This window comes from Ruegeria sp. D3, assembly GCF_056534465.1.
Map to the genome: position 1 here is coordinate 22,456 of NZ_JBQFPK010000005.1, position 14,936 is coordinate 37,391.

Below are 14,936 nucleotides of genomic sequence, written 5' to 3' on the forward strand. Positions count from 1 at the left end.
TCAAAAACCTTCGCTCAGAATTGACGGTTCACGACGAGATTCACATTCAGCGTTCGGACACACGCGACAGCTGGGGCCAACACGAGCCACATTCTGCGCATCCTGAGGGCCTTCATCCACTGATCGCACCAACATCACGGAACGATACACTGGTGCGTCGTCATAGCCCAAAGCCGCTTGCGGCCATGCATAGGCAAAACAGTCAAATTCGGCCGCTGAACGCCCCAGCTGAACAATCCGCTTTCGGATGGGCACAAGAGGTCTGTTTAATGCCTGAAACAAGGGCCACAACGGGCACGCCTCGCCAAAGCGTGGCATCGCAAAGCCCGGCACCGCCTTGGTGAACAGAATACTGCCTGAGGCATCACATATCACTAACCCAGTCGGTCGCGACAGAACGCCCGGCGGCAAAGCAGCCAACCGGCGCAAGACGGTCGCAATATCCACCGAAAACTGCCGCGACAGCTGCAGCGGGTCAGGTTCAGACCCTTTAAGTGCAGCCTTTACAGCCTCCAACGGCATCGCCAGCGCATCCTGTGCATACACATCCAGAAACGCGCGGGTCACGCTTTTTACCGCGGCGGAATCAAGCGCCTCAAGATCGACTTCGCTACTGCTGCCGCCGCTTTCGATTTCAGGAAAATGGTGGCTGCGCGCCTCAAAAAAAGCCTCCGCCTCCTCCAGTGGCACACCGCGTCGGTCATCCGCCGAGTCAGCATCGTCCAGATAAGTCACCAGCGATTTCGAACTGTCTGCAAGCCGTTCTGCATCCTGATGCAGGTTGCGATGAAAGCGGTCCTGCCATTCCGGCTCGATTTCTTGAGTTTCAGCCAGAATTGCAGCGGTCGAACGAATGGCGGCGGCGGTCGACAAGACCTCATGCATCGAAGCCGCAAGATGCGGATCATGGGTTAGACGGTCCGACAGCGTTTCGACTGTGCGCTCCAGCGAGACTACGCGCCGATGCATCTGTGCTAACACACCTGCCCAACCTGAGAACCGCCCCGCGAACTCCTCAACCGCATCGATTTCGGCGTTTTGTCCGATTGCATCCGCCGCCGCTTCCCGCAATGCCGAGATCAAGGTGGCTTCGACCCCCTGCGTCAGCACCGAAGGTTCGACAGCAAGAGCCGATGCAATGTCAACAAGCAGCTTGCCCCCGATCCTTCGGCGATTATGCTCGATAAGGTTCAAATAAGACGCTGATATCCCGACCTTTCGGGCTAATTCCGCCTGCCGCAACCCCGCGATCAGACGCCGCTCGCGAATTCGGCTACCTGTCAGTGTATCGCGCATGTTTTGGCCCCTCCCCGAAGGCATATTCCGCGACTAACCTACCTTCTATTTTCAGAACTATTCAATAAATACTTTTACTTAAGGCCCAGTTTTCAAGCTCTATTTACATAGTTAACAATTCTGACAGAACGCACGCTCGCGCCCCAACCGTCAGTTTCTGAGCCCAACCCCTTCAATTCCGTGTCAATTCCCGGCACGATGCAAGAATGAGTGACCCTGCGTTCGAATACGCCCCCATTGGCCTTGTAGAGCTGGAGAACCGGATCATCCGGCGCTGCAACCTGCAATTCGCACGTACGTTTGGCGGGGAAGAGACAGAGTACCGCAATATGCCGCTGCTGCACCTTTACCCATCAGTCGCGGATTGGGAGAGGATCGGCGCGCGCAGCTTGCAGGTGATGCGTGGCACAGGCTACTACACGGATGAACGAGTCATGCGTCGACGCAATGGCGATCTGTTCTGGTGCCGCGCGCGTGGACGATCCTTGACCCCTGACGACCCGTTCCGCCACGGGATCTGGAGCTTTTCCGACATCTCCGAGGAACGCCCTCTGGTCGAGCTAACTCAGCGCGAACGCGAGGTTGCCATTCTTTCATGCCGCGGCTTATCCGCCAAGGAAATCGGCGTCGAACTGGGCCTGAGTTACCGCACTATCGAAGCCTACCGCGCTCGCCTGCTTGAGAAATTCGGCGCCCGAAAACTACCTGAACTTGTGGCGAAACTCTCTGGAATGCCGCTTTAGCGACTTTTTGCTTGAATTACTCGACCAAAACAGCACCGCGACAGGTCGAGACGCGCTTTTCATGGCAGTGCGCTTGGCTTATAACGCTGCGTAATCAGACCAAAGCCCGCAACGCACAGACGGGCCAAAGGGGAACCGTCGAGGACACTCATGACAGACACCAAACACGAAGCGGACGTGGCATTCATCAAAGCTCTGGCTGAACTGCTGCGCGAAAATGACCTGACCGAATTGCAGGTCAAACGCGAGTATGGCGAAGAAGACAGCCTGAACGTCCGCGTCAGCCGTATGACCCAGGCTGCGGCCGCGCCGGTTCAGATGGCCGTTCCCGCTGCTGCACCCGTAGCAGCCCCTGCCGCAGCAGCCCCTGCCGCACCCGAGGCCCCCGCAGCGCAGGAAGATCCGGCCAGCCATCCTGGTGCCGTGACCTCGCCTATGGTGGGCACCGTTTATATGCAGCCCGAACCGGGCGCGCCTTCGTTCATCTCGGTCGGCGCATCGGTGTCAGAAGGCGACACGTTGCTGATCGTCGAAGCGATGAAAACTATGAACCACATCCACGCGCCCAAATCGGGCACCATCAAGCGTATTCTGGTCGGTGACGGCGACGCTGTGGAATTCGGCACCCCTCTGGTCATCGTTGAGTAAGGCGGGCCCATGTTCGACAAAATCCTGATTGCCAACCGAGGCGAGATCGCCCTGCGCGTCATCCGCGCCGCGAGCGAGATGGGGATTAAAACGGTCGCCGTGCATTCAACAGCCGACAGTGACGCGATGCATGTGCGCATGGCGGACGAATCGGTGTGCATCGGCCCTCCGCCCAGCCCGCAAAGCTACCTGTCCGTGCCCGCCATCATCTCGGCCTGCGAGATCACCGGCGCACAAGCGATCCACCCCGGCTATGGCTTTCTGTCCGAGAATGCCGAGTTCGTGCAGATCGTCGAGGACCACGGTATCACCTTCATCGGCCCGACCGCCGAACATATCCGCGTGATGGGTGACAAGATCACCGCCAAGGACACGATGAAAGCCCTTGGTGTTCCTTGTGTTCCCGGCTCCGACGGCGGCGTTCCGACGCTGGAAGATGCCAAGCGCATCGGTGAGGAATTCGGCTATCCCGTCATTATCAAGGCCACTGCCGGTGGTGGTGGGCGCGGCATGAAAGTCGCGCAGACGGCGGATGAGATGGAAAGCGCCTTCATGACCGCTCGCGCCGAAGGCAAAGCCGCCTTTGGCAATGACGAGGTCTACATCGAGAAGTACCTGACCACGCCGCGCCATATCGAAATTCAAGTATTTGGCGACGGTAAAGGCAAAGCCGTTCATCTGGGTGAGCGCGACTGCTCGCTGCAACGTCGCCATCAGAAGGTGTTCGAAGAGGCCCCCGGCCCCTGCATCACCCCCGACGAACGCGCGAAGATCGGCAAGATCTGCGCCGACGCAGTCGCCAAGATCAACTATATCGGCGCGGGCACCATCGAGTTCCTGTATGAAAACGGCGAGTTCTATTTCATCGAAATGAACACCCGTCTGCAGGTGGAACACCCAGTGACCGAAGGCATCTTCGGTGTCGATCTGGTGCGCGAACAGATTCGCGTGGCCGCTGGCGAGGACATGTCCTTCGGCCAGGACGATCTGGAAATCAACGGCCACGCCATCGAGGTTCGGATCAACGCGGAAAAATTGCCCAACTTCTCACCCTGCCCCGGCAAGATCACGGCCTATCATGCACCCGGCGGTCTGGGCGTGCGGATGGATTCGGCGCTCTATGACGGATACTCGATCCCGCCCTATTACGACTCACTTATTGCCAAGCTGATCGTACAGGGTCGCGACCGGGCCGAGGCGTTGGCGCGACTGGAACGTGCCTTGGGCGAGCTGATCGTGGACGGTATCGACACCACCGTGCCTCTGTTCCACGCCCTGCTGCAAGAGCCTGATCTTCACAGCGGTGACTACAACATCCATTGGCTGGAAAAGTGGCTTGCCGAGAACGTGGCAGACTAACATACTAAGGGTGAAGGGTTTTTACCTTTCGCCCTTTGAGATTCCAGTATGAGCCTGACCCCCGACCTCTTACTGCATGGCTACTCCATCGGCATTTTCCCGATGGCTGAGCACCGCGATGACCCCGAGTTGTTCTGGGTCGACCCCAAATTTCGTGGTGTGTTTCCGCTGGACGGATTCCACATTTCCCGCAGTTTGGCACGGCGCATACGCAACTGCGGGTTCTCCATCACGATCAACCGGGACTTCGCTGGGGTCGTCGATGGCTGCGCCGACCGCGCCGACACGTGGATCAATGACGAGTTGCGCAACCTGTACCAACACCTACATCAAACGGGCCATGCACACTCGCTGGAAGTGTGGGAGAAATCGGCCCTGATAGGCGGCGTCTATGGCGTTTGCCTTGGGGCCGCGTTTTTCGGCGAAAGCATGTTTTCGCGACGTACGGATGCGTCAAAGATCGCATTGGCCTATCTGACAGACAGGCTTCGCAGAACAGGATTTCATCTGTTCGACACCCAATTTCTGACAGCGCATCTGGCCTCTTTGGGTGCGATAGAAATACCCCGCACGCAATATCGGCAAGAACTGGAAGAGGCGATCAGCGCCAGCGCGGATTTTACCGCCGACTTAACTCAATCGCCGGATGGCGTTATACAACGAATAACCCAAACGTCGTAGCGCGAATGGTCCAGCGCATTCAGCGCTGGTGACGTGGCGATCATCCAACCGTCAAACAGTTGGTCAGTCTTGCCATTTTCCCAAATCGTGAGATAGGCAAAAGCATCACCTGTCGGGTTCTCGGCCGGATAGCGGCAGTCGCCCAACGCGACGTCCAGACCAAAAACGGGCTGTGTTTCACCGTTCCGCATCTCGACGTCAACGGTTTGGCCGCTGACCTTGTCCAACCCACGCAGCATCGCACCCGGCCCCGACTGGACCTTTTGCTGCGCCGATGCGCCCGTGGCGGCCAGCATGGTAAGCACAATGGCGAGACGCCGCATTAGCTGCCATCCCCGGCAACAAACTTGACCAGAAGCGAAATCAGGCTGACCGCGCCCTGTGTATCCGTGACCTCATCACCAGGCTCGAAATAGAAGGGCGAACCGCCCGGCATCACTTCAACGAAGTTACCGCCCAACAGTCCCTCGGACGAAATTACAATCGCGCTGTCATCCGGAACCAGAATACCGTCCGAGATCGAAAACGTAGTATCCGCCCGGTAGGTTTCGGAGTTGAGCGTTACGTCCGTTACAGTACCGATCTTGACCCCGGCCAATCGCACATCTGTTCCAACACCGACGCCTTCAAGCGACCGGAAAGATGCGCCCAGTTCATAACCCGTACCACCTTGCGACAGGCCGGTGGACTGACTGGCATAGACCCCAAAAGCGACGGCACAGGCCAAAACGGCGCCGCCAACCAGGACTTCGGAAACATTGTAGCTCGACATAATTTGCCTCGTTTATTCGGGGCTCCAAGCCTCGTAATCGGAACGTTCAATCGGGTCCGGGCGACGCAGGGACCCGGCAGGAGTATAGGCAAGCGCCGAACCGGTCAGGTTTTCCTGATGTGGTTTTTCCCACGATTTGTGCGGCAATGGTTTGTCAGTCGGAGGCTCGTCCCATGTTCGGTGCAGCCAACCATGCCAGTCAGGGTCGACACGGCTCGCCTCGGCTTCGCCATTGAAAATGACCCAGCGCTTGCTGTCATCCGCATTGCGGTAGAACACATTGCCCTGGTTGTCCTCGCCGACCTTTTCACCCTTGCGCGCAGTGTAAATCTGCGTGTTCAGAGTGGCCCCGTTCCACCAGGTCACGGCTCGCAAAAGACTGTTCAGGATCCCCATGGGCTGCCTCCGGCAATTCTGTTTCCGCAGATATGGACCAAAGGCGCGCCAAGGTCCAGTGTCACAAGGACCGCACCCCCTATTCCGGCAAATACGCGGTCACTTCTATTTCAATTCGGTATTTCGGGTCGATCAAATCGCATTCGATCATTGTTGCGGCCGGAGGATTCGCACCAAATGTCTCGCTCAAAATTGGCCAGCATGGCTCAAACTCAGCCTTGTCGGGTAACATGTAAGTTACACGAACGACGTCTGAAAAGCCTGCACCAGCTTCGATCAGCGCCTTTTCAATCACCGTCAGCGCCGAGCGGCACTGCTCGACCACGGTATCACCCTGCCCGACAGTACCAGAGACGTGCACCCAACCTCCGGCAACCACGGCGCGGCAATACCCTAGCTTAGGTTCAAATTCGCCACCTGATGAGATGCGCTTGATCATTTCAGTATCCTCATAAGAAAACGGCGCGGAGAACCGCGCCGCATGGATCAGATCTGTAAGGTCTTAACCCGCCGAAGCAGATTCGGCCGCATCCGCATAAATGATTAGCGGCTGCGATTCAGATGTCACGGCCTCTTCGTTGACCACAACTTCGGTCACGTTTTTCAGACCCGGAAGCTCGAACATCGTATCCAGCAGGATGTCTTCCAGAATCGAGCGCAAACCACGTGCCCCGGTTTTCCGTTCGATGGCTTTCTTGGCAATCGCCTTGAGCGCGTCATCGGTAAAGGCCAGCTCGGCATCTTCCAGTTCAAACAGGCGCTGATATTGTTTGACCAGCGCGTTCTTGGGCTTGGTCAGGATCGTGACCAAAGCATCCTCGTCCAGATCCTCAAGCGTTGCCAGAACCGGCAGACGTCCAACAAATTCAGGGATCAGGCCAAATTTCAACAGATCCTCAGGTTCCAAATCCTTGAAAATCTCACCGACGCCACGCTCATCATTGTCACGCACGTCTGCCCCGAAACCCATGGCCGAGCCTTTGCCGCGCTGCGCAATGATCCTGTCCAGACCGGCAAATGCACCGCCGCAGATGAACAGGATGTTGGTCGTGTCCACCTGCAGGAACTCCTGCTGCGGATGCTTACGCCCGCCCTGCGGCGGAACGCTGGCCACGGTGCCTTCCATCAGCTTCAGCAGCGCCTGCTGTACGCCCTCACCCGATACGTCGCGCGTGATCGACGGGTTTTCGGATTTGCGCGTGATCTTGTCGACCTCATCGATATAGACGATGCCGCGCTGCGCACGTTCGACATTGTATTCGGACGCCTGCAGCAGTTTCAGAATGATGTTTTCGACGTCCTCACCCACGTATCCCGCTTCGGTCAGTGTCGTCGCATCCGCCATGGTGAACGGCACATCCAGAATCCGCGCCAGTGTCTGGGCCAGCAGCGTCTTTCCGCAACCCGTGGGGCCAATCAGCAGGATGTTGGACTTGGCAAGCTCAATATCGCTGCCCGCCTTCTGCGCGTGGTTCAGACGCTTGTAGTGGTTGTGCACGGCCACCGACAGGACCCGCTTGGCCGTGGCCTGACCGATCACGTAATCGTCCAGCACTTCGCAGATATCCTTGGGCGTCGGCACTCCGTCGCTGGATTTCAGGCCGCTGGCCTTTGTCTCTTCGCGGATGATGTCCATGCACAGTTCGACGCATTCGTCACAGATAAACACTGTGGGTCCGGCAATAAGCTTGCGCACCTCATGCTGGCTCTTGCCGCAGAAGCTGCAGTAGAGCGTGTTTTTGCCGTCACCGCCTGAATTCGTCGCCATGTTCTACCTTTCGGGCTTCGTCCCTGCGGCCCCGCCCGGGGCCGCGCTTGCCGCATGTTGCTGCAGCTTAGGCCACCACTGAGGCGGCTACAATCTCAAAAATGTACCTCGCGCACGTGACGCGAGGACTTATTCTCAGCTCTTTTCGCCGTCCATTTTCGCACGATTTTCGACGATTTCGTCGATATGACCCCAGTCTTTTGCTTCTTCCGGGCTCATGAAGTTGTCGCGGTCCAATGCTTTCTCAACAGCCTTTTTTGTCTGCCCTGTATGACGCACATAGATGTCATACAGTCGATCTTTCAGCTTTTGCGTCTCGGCGGCGTGGATCATGATATCGCTCGCCTGCCCCTGATATCCGCCGCTGGGCTGGTGCACCATGATGCGGCTGTTGGGCAGCGAAAAGCGCATTCCTTTCTCGCCCCCGGCCAACAGAACCGACCCCATCGAGGCCGCCTGACCGATCACCAATGTCGAACACTTAGGTTTAATATACTGCATTGTATCGTAAATCGACAAACCGCTTGTCACGACACCGCCAGGCGAATTGATGTAGATTGAGATTTCTTTGTTAGGATTCTCGGCCTCAAGATGCAGCAACTGAGCCACCACCAGATGGCTCATTCCGTCATGGATCGGGCCATTGATAAAAATGATCCGCTCTTTCAACAGGCGCGAGAAAATATCATAGGCGCGCTCACCCCGGCTGGTCTGCTCAACGACCATGGGGACGAGCGTATTCATGTAGGTATCAACGGGATCAAACATTAGGAACCTGCCTGCTTTGCTATGGATCGGGACTTTACCCGAAGAAACGTTACCTGAGTCTTAGTGTTGCCATAGAGGGGCTGCAAGGGGGGCCGGAGACTTCTGATCAACACATTGCTTTTTGTCGGCCATCCGCAGTTGTTTCTGCGTGGCGCGACGCCGCCACTGCCCGTTTTCAACTAGGGGCCTCTTTTGTCTGCGGATGCTCTCTTTCCCATCACGTCATTTTGATTCATGCATATGGACATATTTGGTCAGTATGTGCACTTAAGCGGCTCGAGTAACCGAGTCCGGATTTTACGTAGACCATCGCCCGACTGGGCATAAAGGACAAGATAATGGCACTGGCGCAGGTTAAGCAGGACATACCAAACGATAACATCGAGCTCATTGCAGGAAGCGCGACGCGGGCTTCGAATTTTCTGAAGGCGATCAGCCACGAAGGACGGCTGATGATCCTGTGTCATCTTATATCCGGCGAAAAATCTGTGACAGAGCTGGAAGAGTTGCTGTCAGCGCGTCAGGCTGCTGTGTCGCAACAGTTGTCACGACTTCGCCTTGAAGGGCTTGTTATGCCGCGCCGCGAGGGCAAGGCGATCTATTACCGCCTTGCTGATGACCGCCCCAAACGCATGCTCGAAGTGGTCTATGAATTGTTTTGTGAGGAACAGACAGCATGAGCCGAACTGTTAAAATCACGACCCGTTTGCGCAAACCAGAAAGCTCTGTGCCATAGCCTGCAGCAACGTGGGATAGAGCTTCGGACCTGGATCAACAGCGATTCCGACAGGGTCCAGATCAAGGATCGTGGCGCCTGACCCCTCAATAGCGGTCTCTACCAGCCGGGTGTCGTATTGAGGCTCGGCAAAAGCGCAGTCTATTTGATGTTCTGAAACTTTTTCCCGAAGCGTTGCCAAGCGCGCGGGACCGGGGTTGGCCGCGTCCCCCAAGCTGACAGAGCCTGATGTTTCCAACCCAAAACGCTTTTCGAAATACTGATAGGCGTCGTGGAACGTGATGAAACGATGCGCCTTCATGTCGGCCAAATCTACTTTGATCTGGTCGCCAAGCAGAGTCAATTCATTGTCGAACGCCTTGGCATTGTCTTGGTATGCCTGCGCATTTTCGATGTCGACCTCGGCAAGAATATTGGCAATCGCAAAAGCCCATGTCCGCGCATTCTCCGGATCAAGCCACGCATGTGGGTCTACTCCGTCGTGGTCATGAGCATGATCTTCATGACCATGTTCGTCGTGGTCCTTGTGATCAGCATGGTCATCATGATCCGCGTGGTCCTCGTGACCATGGTCGTCGTGGTCCTTGTGACCAGCATGGTCGTCGTGATCCGTGCGGTCTTCATGACCATGGTCGTCGTGATCCGTGTGGTCTTCATGACCACTCTCTTCAACAACATCGCGGTATTCATGCAGGATCGTACCGTCAACCTCCAGCAATGAGATCTTTTTTGATTCTGCCGACAAAGTGCTCAGCGGTTTGTCCATCCAAGGCGTCAAAGCCTCACCAACCCAAAAGACAATGTCAGCAGATTGCAACGCGCGCGCCTCGGACGGGCGCATCGCGTGGCTGTGAGGCGACGCCCCAGGCGGCACGATCAGTACCGGCTCCGCGACACCATCCATAACGCGCGCAACAAGCGAATGAACCGGCGCAATATCAGCAACTACTTTGGGGGGTTCCGCAACAACCTGACTAGCCATAACAGCGCCAAGAACGCATAGCGTGGAACGCAGCATAATGCCTCCTGAATGATATGTTATTACATTTACTGGTCGCTTGATATGCCCCACGTTATAACATATCAAGCCACAAAATGACGGAGCCCCTAATGAGTACAGTCGGTTTCAGGCAACATGATCACACGCATTGCGTTCAGACTGCCCTTGCGCAAGCCGAGGCAAAATGCAAAGCGAAACGCTTGCAATTTACGCCTGTCAGGCGGCGCGTCCTAGAGATCCTGCTTGAAAAACATAAGGCCATGGGAGCCTATGAAATCCTTGCAGTGCTATCCACCGAAGGGATGGGGTCGCAACCGCCTGTCGCGTATCGAGCCCTGGATTTTTTGGTTCAAAACGGGTTTGTCCACCGTATCGAACAACTTAATGCATATGCTGCCTGCGCACATCCGACACACGACCATGTGCCGGCCTTCCTGATATGCCGGGCTTGCAAGGCCGTCGCGGAAACAGAAACCGAACTGACTCAGGGCAGGCTGGGCGCTGCCGCGAACACTTCGGGCTTCCAGATCGAACGCGTCGTTGTCGAAGCCGAGGGTCTGTGCCCCGAATGCATAGGATTGCAGGCGTGAAAAGAACTCTGATTACGCTGAAAGACCTGTCGATCCGCGCGGACGGCAGAACTATCCTTGAACATGTAAACGCAACTGTTTCGGAAGGTGAGATCGTAACGATTGTCGGGCCAAACGGATCAGGTAAGTCAACGTTACTGCGCGCGATGATCGGGGCGGCTTTGCCCGCACATGGGACTGTCAAACAGGCCAAAAACCTGCGGATTGGTTATGTTCCGCAAAAGCTGGCACTGGACGCGGCTTTGCCCATGACGGTTCAACGGTTCCTCAGCCTGCCCCGCCGCGTTTCCGCACGTGACGCCATAACCGCGTTGGACCATGCGGGTGTACCTGACTTGCGAAACCGTCAGATGACCAAGCTGTCCGGCGGCCAGTTCCAGCGTGTCCTGTTGGCCCGCGCTTTGCTGGAGAAGCCGCAATTGCTTCTTCTGGACGAGGCAACCCAGGGGCTAGACCAGCCGGGTGCCGCCGCATTTTATCAACGTATCGAGCAGGTTAGACACGATCTGGGATGCGCGATCGTAATGGTCAGCCACGACTTGCATGTCGTTATGGCGGCCTCAGACCGTGTGTTGTGTCTGAACGGGCATATCTGCTGCGAGGGCTCTCCGCGCTCGGTCGCAGACGCACCGGAATACCGCGCCTTGTTCGGAAGTGGGACGAAGGGAACAATGGCGCTTTACCAACACCAACATAGTCATTCACACGACCATGATCACGGCTCGACACTCTCGCAGGAAAAGGCAGACTGATGCTGGATGACTTTATGGTACGCGCGGCCCTCGCTGGTGTCGGAGTAGCCATCGCAGCCGCTCCGCTTGGATGTTTCGTGGTTTGGCGCCGCATGGCTTACTTGGGTGAAGCAACCGCGCACGCTTCTGTGTTGGGAATTGCTCTGGCCCTCGCATTTTCCCTGCCAATTTTGCCCGCGATCATCGTTTCAGCCCTTACAATGGGACTAACCGTAACGCTGCTGAGGGGAAAAGGCTTCGCGATGGATACTCTGTTAGGAGTCATCGCCCACACCGCACTGGCGGCCGGACTGGTGAGCGTCGCACTTCTGTCGGACGTCCGGCTTGATCTGGATGCCTTTCTATTCGGCGACATTTTGGCCGTGGCAAAAACAGACTTGGTGACGATCTGGGTCGGTGGCGCTCTTATTCTGGCCGTGATGGTTCAGAGATGGTCTGCCCTGCTGGTTTCCACACTTAATCCAGACTTGGCCTATGCGTCTGGTATTGATCCCAAACGCGAGGAACTCTGGCTGACATTGGCTATGGCCCTGGCTGTGGCCGTGGCGATCAAAGTCGTGGGTATTCTGCTGATTGCGGCGCTTCTGGTCATCCCTGCAGCGGCTGCGCGATCTTTGGTCCGAACCCCCGAAGCCATGGCTGTCTGCGCCGCGATCCTTGGCTCTTTGGCGGCGTTGGGTGGGTTGGCGGGGGCTTATATGGCCGATACGCCCGCCGGTCCCAGCATTGTCTGCGCCGCGGCCCTGGTGTTTCTGGTAACCGGGGTCAGCGGCCCCTATCTTTACCGAAACTGAAACCGCCCAAACCGCTGGTTACATACGGGAAAAACTGCTACGACGCTCAGAGAACAAAACCTATGGAGCAAACGATGATCCGCACTCTACTGATTGGGGCCGCCCTATTGACTTTGACAGCGTGTGAAACGGCAAAAGGTGTCGGGAAAGACATCGGCAAAGCTGGCGACGCGATTAGCAACACTGCAAGTGACGTTCAGCAGGCTATTTAACGACTGCGGCTTGTGACCTGAAGCCGGTGATACAGCAGCGCATTCTCTACACTCGGTGACGCGATCGCCGGGGCAACCAAAAATCTGGCGAACGCGCAGCCGCACCATTTTCCGGATTTTCAACAAGTTGGGTCGGACAGCGGCTTCGTTTCGCCACACGAGGCTGCGCTGAAGGTCCGCACGGGTTAGGAAACCGATGCCGGGAACACATTCCGACATCAGACCATCCTGCCCTTATCGCGAGCGATCCAACCACCGCCCGACCCGTCTCCTCCCTGTGGAGACCAATTTGAGAAGCGCTCCGACCCGGCCGGAATTACCCACTAAGCGCTGCAGATTAACTACAGCCGGTACCCCCTACAGCCCAACCGGACCGGAAACGCTTCAGTTCACCTGACGTTCCAGAACGGTGCTGTAGGTCGTTCCGCGACGCAGGCTACGGAAATCCGCATAAATCTTGCCGTCCTCATACCGGGCATCGATCAATGCGTTCACACCGATCTCGGGGTTGGCCGAGCTTTCAACGATGCTGATCCGGGTTGGGTCGTCCAGGCTGATGGTCCCAGTAGCATCCAGCATTCGCCAGTCCTGAGCGGCACTCGACCGCCACTTGCTGGGTCCCCAGAACACATTGTCTTGCTGTTTTTGGATATCCAGCACCCACTCGGCGTTGTTGAACCGGGGCACATCGCCGGTCGTTGTCCGGTTCGGGCCGACGGCAGTATAGCTGCCCACCCACGTGCCGCGCAGGTCGGGCGTGTCGGCCATGGCTGTTGTTGCAAGAGTAAGGCTCGTGGCCAGAGCGGCTGCTCCGGCAGTCATAAATCTGGTCATTGTCTCTTCCTCCGTTTTGTCCAGGCCGGTGCTGGCCTGCTGAACAGATTGGGAGGGTGCAGACGCGTTACAACATTTGTGAAGGAAGCTTCATGAAGGGTTTAGATTGTGGTTAATCAGGCCCACGCCAAGGCGGTTCCAGCGACAACCAAGGCAATCCCGATCCCTTCCCGCATCGAGAAGTCTTCACCGAACAAGAAGAACGAGGCGATGGCGATCAGCACAACCTCGGCCCCCAGAATGCCGGTATAGATGATCCCCAACCGCTCCTCGCGCAGCGCGGCAAGCTCCAGCGTTGCGGCGGCCAGCAGGGTTGCCACGATCAACAGGCTAAGGCCGAGGCCGGGGATTTTCCACCAGAACTTCATCGAGATCATGGCAATGGAATAGAGACCTGCCGATCCGAGGGCGATTATGGGGACCATGGACATAGGGACCTCCCGCCGAAGTTGCCGCTAGGTCAACACTAACAAGTTTTAAAAAGTTGGGCTGTGAGGAGGATCACATATTTGGATATCCTGTTTGGCTTTCGAGTGATTTTACTCAGTCCTCCAGCTTGAAGTGCATAAGAATCCCGTCGAATATTCATATATTCTGATTCGAATTTCAGAAGAGGGGGAGCCATGACGACGTTTCACGAAATCGGTCTAACCGGGGTGAGAATTCCTCGAATTGGTTTTGGGTCAACAGGAATAGGTAGCATTCCGCAAATCTATGGTTACGAAGTTGATGAGAATAGGGCGCGAGAAACCTTGCGCACAATACTTACCCGCCCCGACGGGTTTATCGATACCGCCCGCGGCTATGCTATGGGCCGAAGTGAGGACCGCATTGGGAGCGTAATTCGTGAACTCGGTGGTTTGCCAGAAGGCTGTGTATTGTCCACGAAAATCGACCGAGACATGGAAACGAGCGTGTTCGACGCTAATCAAGCTAGGCGGTCGCTAGAGCAAAGCCTGATGGCACTCGGCGTAGACAGCGTCGACATCCTTCACCTCCACGACCCGGAATACGCTGGTGATATTTCAGAAATCACGCGCAGCGGAGGTGCGCTGGACGAATTGTTCAAAATCAAAGAGGAAGGCCTTGCAACTGCCGTTGGTTTGGCCGGCGGACGGCTGGACGTCCTGTCGCCTATGTTGCGCGACTGGGACTTCGATGTTGTGATGACGCATAACCGGCACACACTTGTAAACGTGAATGCTTCGCCCCTAATTGAACAAGCCGTTTCCAAGGGTGTCACCGTCTTAAATGCAGCACCCTACGCGGGAGGAATTCTGGCAAGAGGCAGCGCGGTTCACCATTTTTACGTTTACCGGCCAGCAACAGAAGAAATGCTCGCGCCTGTGCGCGCGGTCGAAGATATCTGTGCCCGATACGACGTTCCAATGGGCGCGCTGGCGCTGCAATTCTCGCTTCGAGATGCAAACATTGCTTCAACAGTTTGCGGGGTGACGTGGCCCCAGCATGTAAACCAAACGCTTGAGTGGGCCGATTGGGACATCCCTGAGGCGGTCTGGACTGAACTCACCGACCTCGCACAATCGGACGCCGATCCAGAATCCGCGTAAACTTAGACAAACCAAG

The 14,936-nt window shown here is 56.6% G+C and carries 20 protein-coding genes; 10 read left to right on the forward strand and 10 right to left on the reverse strand.

From position 1 onward, the window contains the following. Positions 1-1,296 carry a helix-turn-helix transcriptional regulator gene (locus ACR0DX_RS08900; RefSeq protein WP_170527429.1) on the reverse strand — a complete coding sequence of 432 codons (1,296 nt, stop codon included), beginning with the start codon at positions 1,294-1,296 and terminating at the stop codon, positions 1-3. Positions 1,297-1,502: 206 nt separating this feature from the next. Between ACR0DX_RS08900 and ACR0DX_RS08905 the strand changes: the two genes are divergently transcribed. From ACR0DX_RS08905 to aat, 4 genes are all read left to right on the forward strand, one after another. After that, positions 1,503-2,039 (forward strand): LuxR C-terminal-related transcriptional regulator, encoded by a 537-nt coding sequence (locus ACR0DX_RS08905; RefSeq protein ID WP_170355025.1) that lies wholly within the window; start codon positions 1,503-1,505, stop codon positions 2,037-2,039. 150 nt (positions 2,040-2,189) lie between these two features. Next, positions 2,190-2,687, forward strand: a complete 498-nt coding sequence (accB, locus tag ACR0DX_RS08910) for an acetyl-CoA carboxylase biotin carboxyl carrier protein (protein WP_170355024.1) — start codon at positions 2,190-2,192, stop codon at positions 2,685-2,687. Between the two features lie 9 nt (positions 2,688-2,696). Beyond that, positions 2,697-4,046: an acetyl-CoA carboxylase biotin carboxylase subunit gene (gene accC / locus ACR0DX_RS08915; RefSeq protein WP_170355023.1), complete on the forward strand. Its 1,350-nt coding sequence runs from the start codon at positions 2,697-2,699 to the stop codon at positions 4,044-4,046. 48 nt (positions 4,047-4,094) lie between these two features. Continuing rightward, complete coding sequence (gene aat, locus ACR0DX_RS08920; protein WP_170355022.1) at positions 4,095-4,727, forward strand: leucyl/phenylalanyl-tRNA--protein transferase; 633 nt, start codon at positions 4,095-4,097, stop codon at positions 4,725-4,727. Here aat and ACR0DX_RS08925 read toward each other — a convergent pair. From ACR0DX_RS08925 to ACR0DX_RS08950, 6 genes are all read right to left on the reverse strand, one after another. Beyond that, positions 4,682-5,050, reverse strand: coding sequence for a DUF2155 domain-containing protein (locus ACR0DX_RS08925; RefSeq protein ID WP_170355021.1), 369 nt, complete (start codon positions 5,048-5,050; stop codon positions 4,682-4,684). The genes aat and ACR0DX_RS08925 overlap by 46 nt on opposite strands. After that, complete coding sequence (gene mlaD, locus ACR0DX_RS08930; RefSeq protein WP_170355020.1) at positions 5,050-5,499, reverse strand: outer membrane lipid asymmetry maintenance protein MlaD; 450 nt, start codon at positions 5,497-5,499, stop codon at positions 5,050-5,052. Before mlaD ends, ACR0DX_RS08925 begins: the two co-directional genes overlap by 1 nt. Before the next feature lie 12 nt (positions 5,500-5,511). Continuing rightward, positions 5,512-5,895, reverse strand: coding sequence for an NADH:ubiquinone oxidoreductase subunit NDUFA12 (locus ACR0DX_RS08935; protein WP_170355019.1), 384 nt, complete (start codon positions 5,893-5,895; stop codon positions 5,512-5,514). Positions 5,896-5,974: 79 nt separating this feature from the next. Further along, positions 5,975-6,334, reverse strand: coding sequence for a RidA family protein (locus ACR0DX_RS08940; protein WP_170355018.1), 360 nt, complete (start codon positions 6,332-6,334; stop codon positions 5,975-5,977). Between the two features lie 63 nt (positions 6,335-6,397). Continuing rightward, positions 6,398-7,663, reverse strand: coding sequence for an ATP-dependent Clp protease ATP-binding subunit ClpX (gene clpX / locus ACR0DX_RS08945; RefSeq protein ID WP_170355017.1), 1,266 nt, complete (start codon positions 7,661-7,663; stop codon positions 6,398-6,400). Between the two features lie 135 nt (positions 7,664-7,798). After that, entirely contained in the window at positions 7,799-8,431 is a 633-nt protein-coding gene (locus ACR0DX_RS08950) for an ATP-dependent Clp protease proteolytic subunit (RefSeq protein WP_170355016.1), read from the reverse strand. A gap of 338 nt (positions 8,432-8,769) precedes the next feature. Between ACR0DX_RS08950 and ACR0DX_RS08955 the strand changes: the two genes are divergently transcribed. After that, positions 8,770-9,111: an ArsR/SmtB family transcription factor gene (locus ACR0DX_RS08955; protein ID WP_170355015.1), complete on the forward strand. Its 342-nt coding sequence runs from the start codon at positions 8,770-8,772 to the stop codon at positions 9,109-9,111. Between the two features lie 15 nt (positions 9,112-9,126). Here ACR0DX_RS08955 and ACR0DX_RS08960 read toward each other — a convergent pair whose 3' ends face one another. Next, positions 9,127-10,185 (reverse strand): metal ABC transporter solute-binding protein, Zn/Mn family, encoded by a 1,059-nt coding sequence (locus tag ACR0DX_RS08960; RefSeq protein ID WP_170355014.1) that lies wholly within the window; start codon positions 10,183-10,185, stop codon positions 9,127-9,129. Between the two features lie 92 nt (positions 10,186-10,277). On the opposite strand from ACR0DX_RS08960, the gene ACR0DX_RS08965 reads away from it, so the two are divergent. The 4 genes from ACR0DX_RS08965 to ACR0DX_RS08980 all read left to right on the forward strand — a co-directional run bounded on the left by ACR0DX_RS08965 (position 10,278) and on the right by ACR0DX_RS08980 (position 12,515). Then, a complete protein-coding gene (locus ACR0DX_RS08965; protein WP_170355013.1) occupies positions 10,278-10,757 on the forward strand; it encodes a Fur family transcriptional regulator in 480 nt (159 codons plus the stop codon). Beyond that, positions 10,754-11,509 carry a metal ABC transporter ATP-binding protein gene (locus tag ACR0DX_RS08970; RefSeq protein WP_331251797.1) on the forward strand — a complete coding sequence of 252 codons (756 nt, stop codon included), beginning with the start codon at positions 10,754-10,756 and terminating at the stop codon, positions 11,507-11,509. Before ACR0DX_RS08965 ends, ACR0DX_RS08970 begins: the two co-directional genes overlap by 4 nt. Further along, a complete protein-coding gene (locus ACR0DX_RS08975; protein WP_170355011.1) occupies positions 11,509-12,303 on the forward strand; it encodes a metal ABC transporter permease in 795 nt (264 codons plus the stop codon). The genes ACR0DX_RS08970 and ACR0DX_RS08975 overlap by 1 nt, the downstream gene beginning before the upstream one ends. A 74-nt stretch (positions 12,304-12,377) precedes the next feature. Continuing rightward, positions 12,378-12,515: an entericidin A/B family lipoprotein gene (locus ACR0DX_RS08980; protein ID WP_209194128.1), complete on the forward strand. Its 138-nt coding sequence runs from the start codon at positions 12,378-12,380 to the stop codon at positions 12,513-12,515. A gap of 384 nt (positions 12,516-12,899) precedes the next feature. Here ACR0DX_RS08980 and ACR0DX_RS08985 read toward each other — a convergent pair whose 3' ends face one another. Both ACR0DX_RS08985 and ACR0DX_RS08990 read right to left on the reverse strand, forming a co-directional pair. Then, positions 12,900-13,349: a hypothetical protein gene (locus tag ACR0DX_RS08985; RefSeq protein ID WP_234899443.1), complete on the reverse strand. Its 450-nt coding sequence runs from the start codon at positions 13,347-13,349 to the stop codon at positions 12,900-12,902. A 116-nt stretch (positions 13,350-13,465) separates the two neighbouring features. Further along, positions 13,466-13,780 carry a hypothetical protein gene (locus ACR0DX_RS08990; protein WP_234899444.1) on the reverse strand — a complete coding sequence of 105 codons (315 nt, stop codon included), beginning with the start codon at positions 13,778-13,780 and terminating at the stop codon, positions 13,466-13,468. Positions 13,781-13,972: 192 nt separating this feature from the next. Between ACR0DX_RS08990 and ACR0DX_RS08995 the strand changes: the two genes are divergently transcribed. After that, positions 13,973-14,920: an aldo/keto reductase gene (locus ACR0DX_RS08995; RefSeq protein WP_170355009.1), complete on the forward strand. Its 948-nt coding sequence runs from the start codon at positions 13,973-13,975 to the stop codon at positions 14,918-14,920. Positions 14,921-14,936 lie beyond the last annotated feature (16 nt).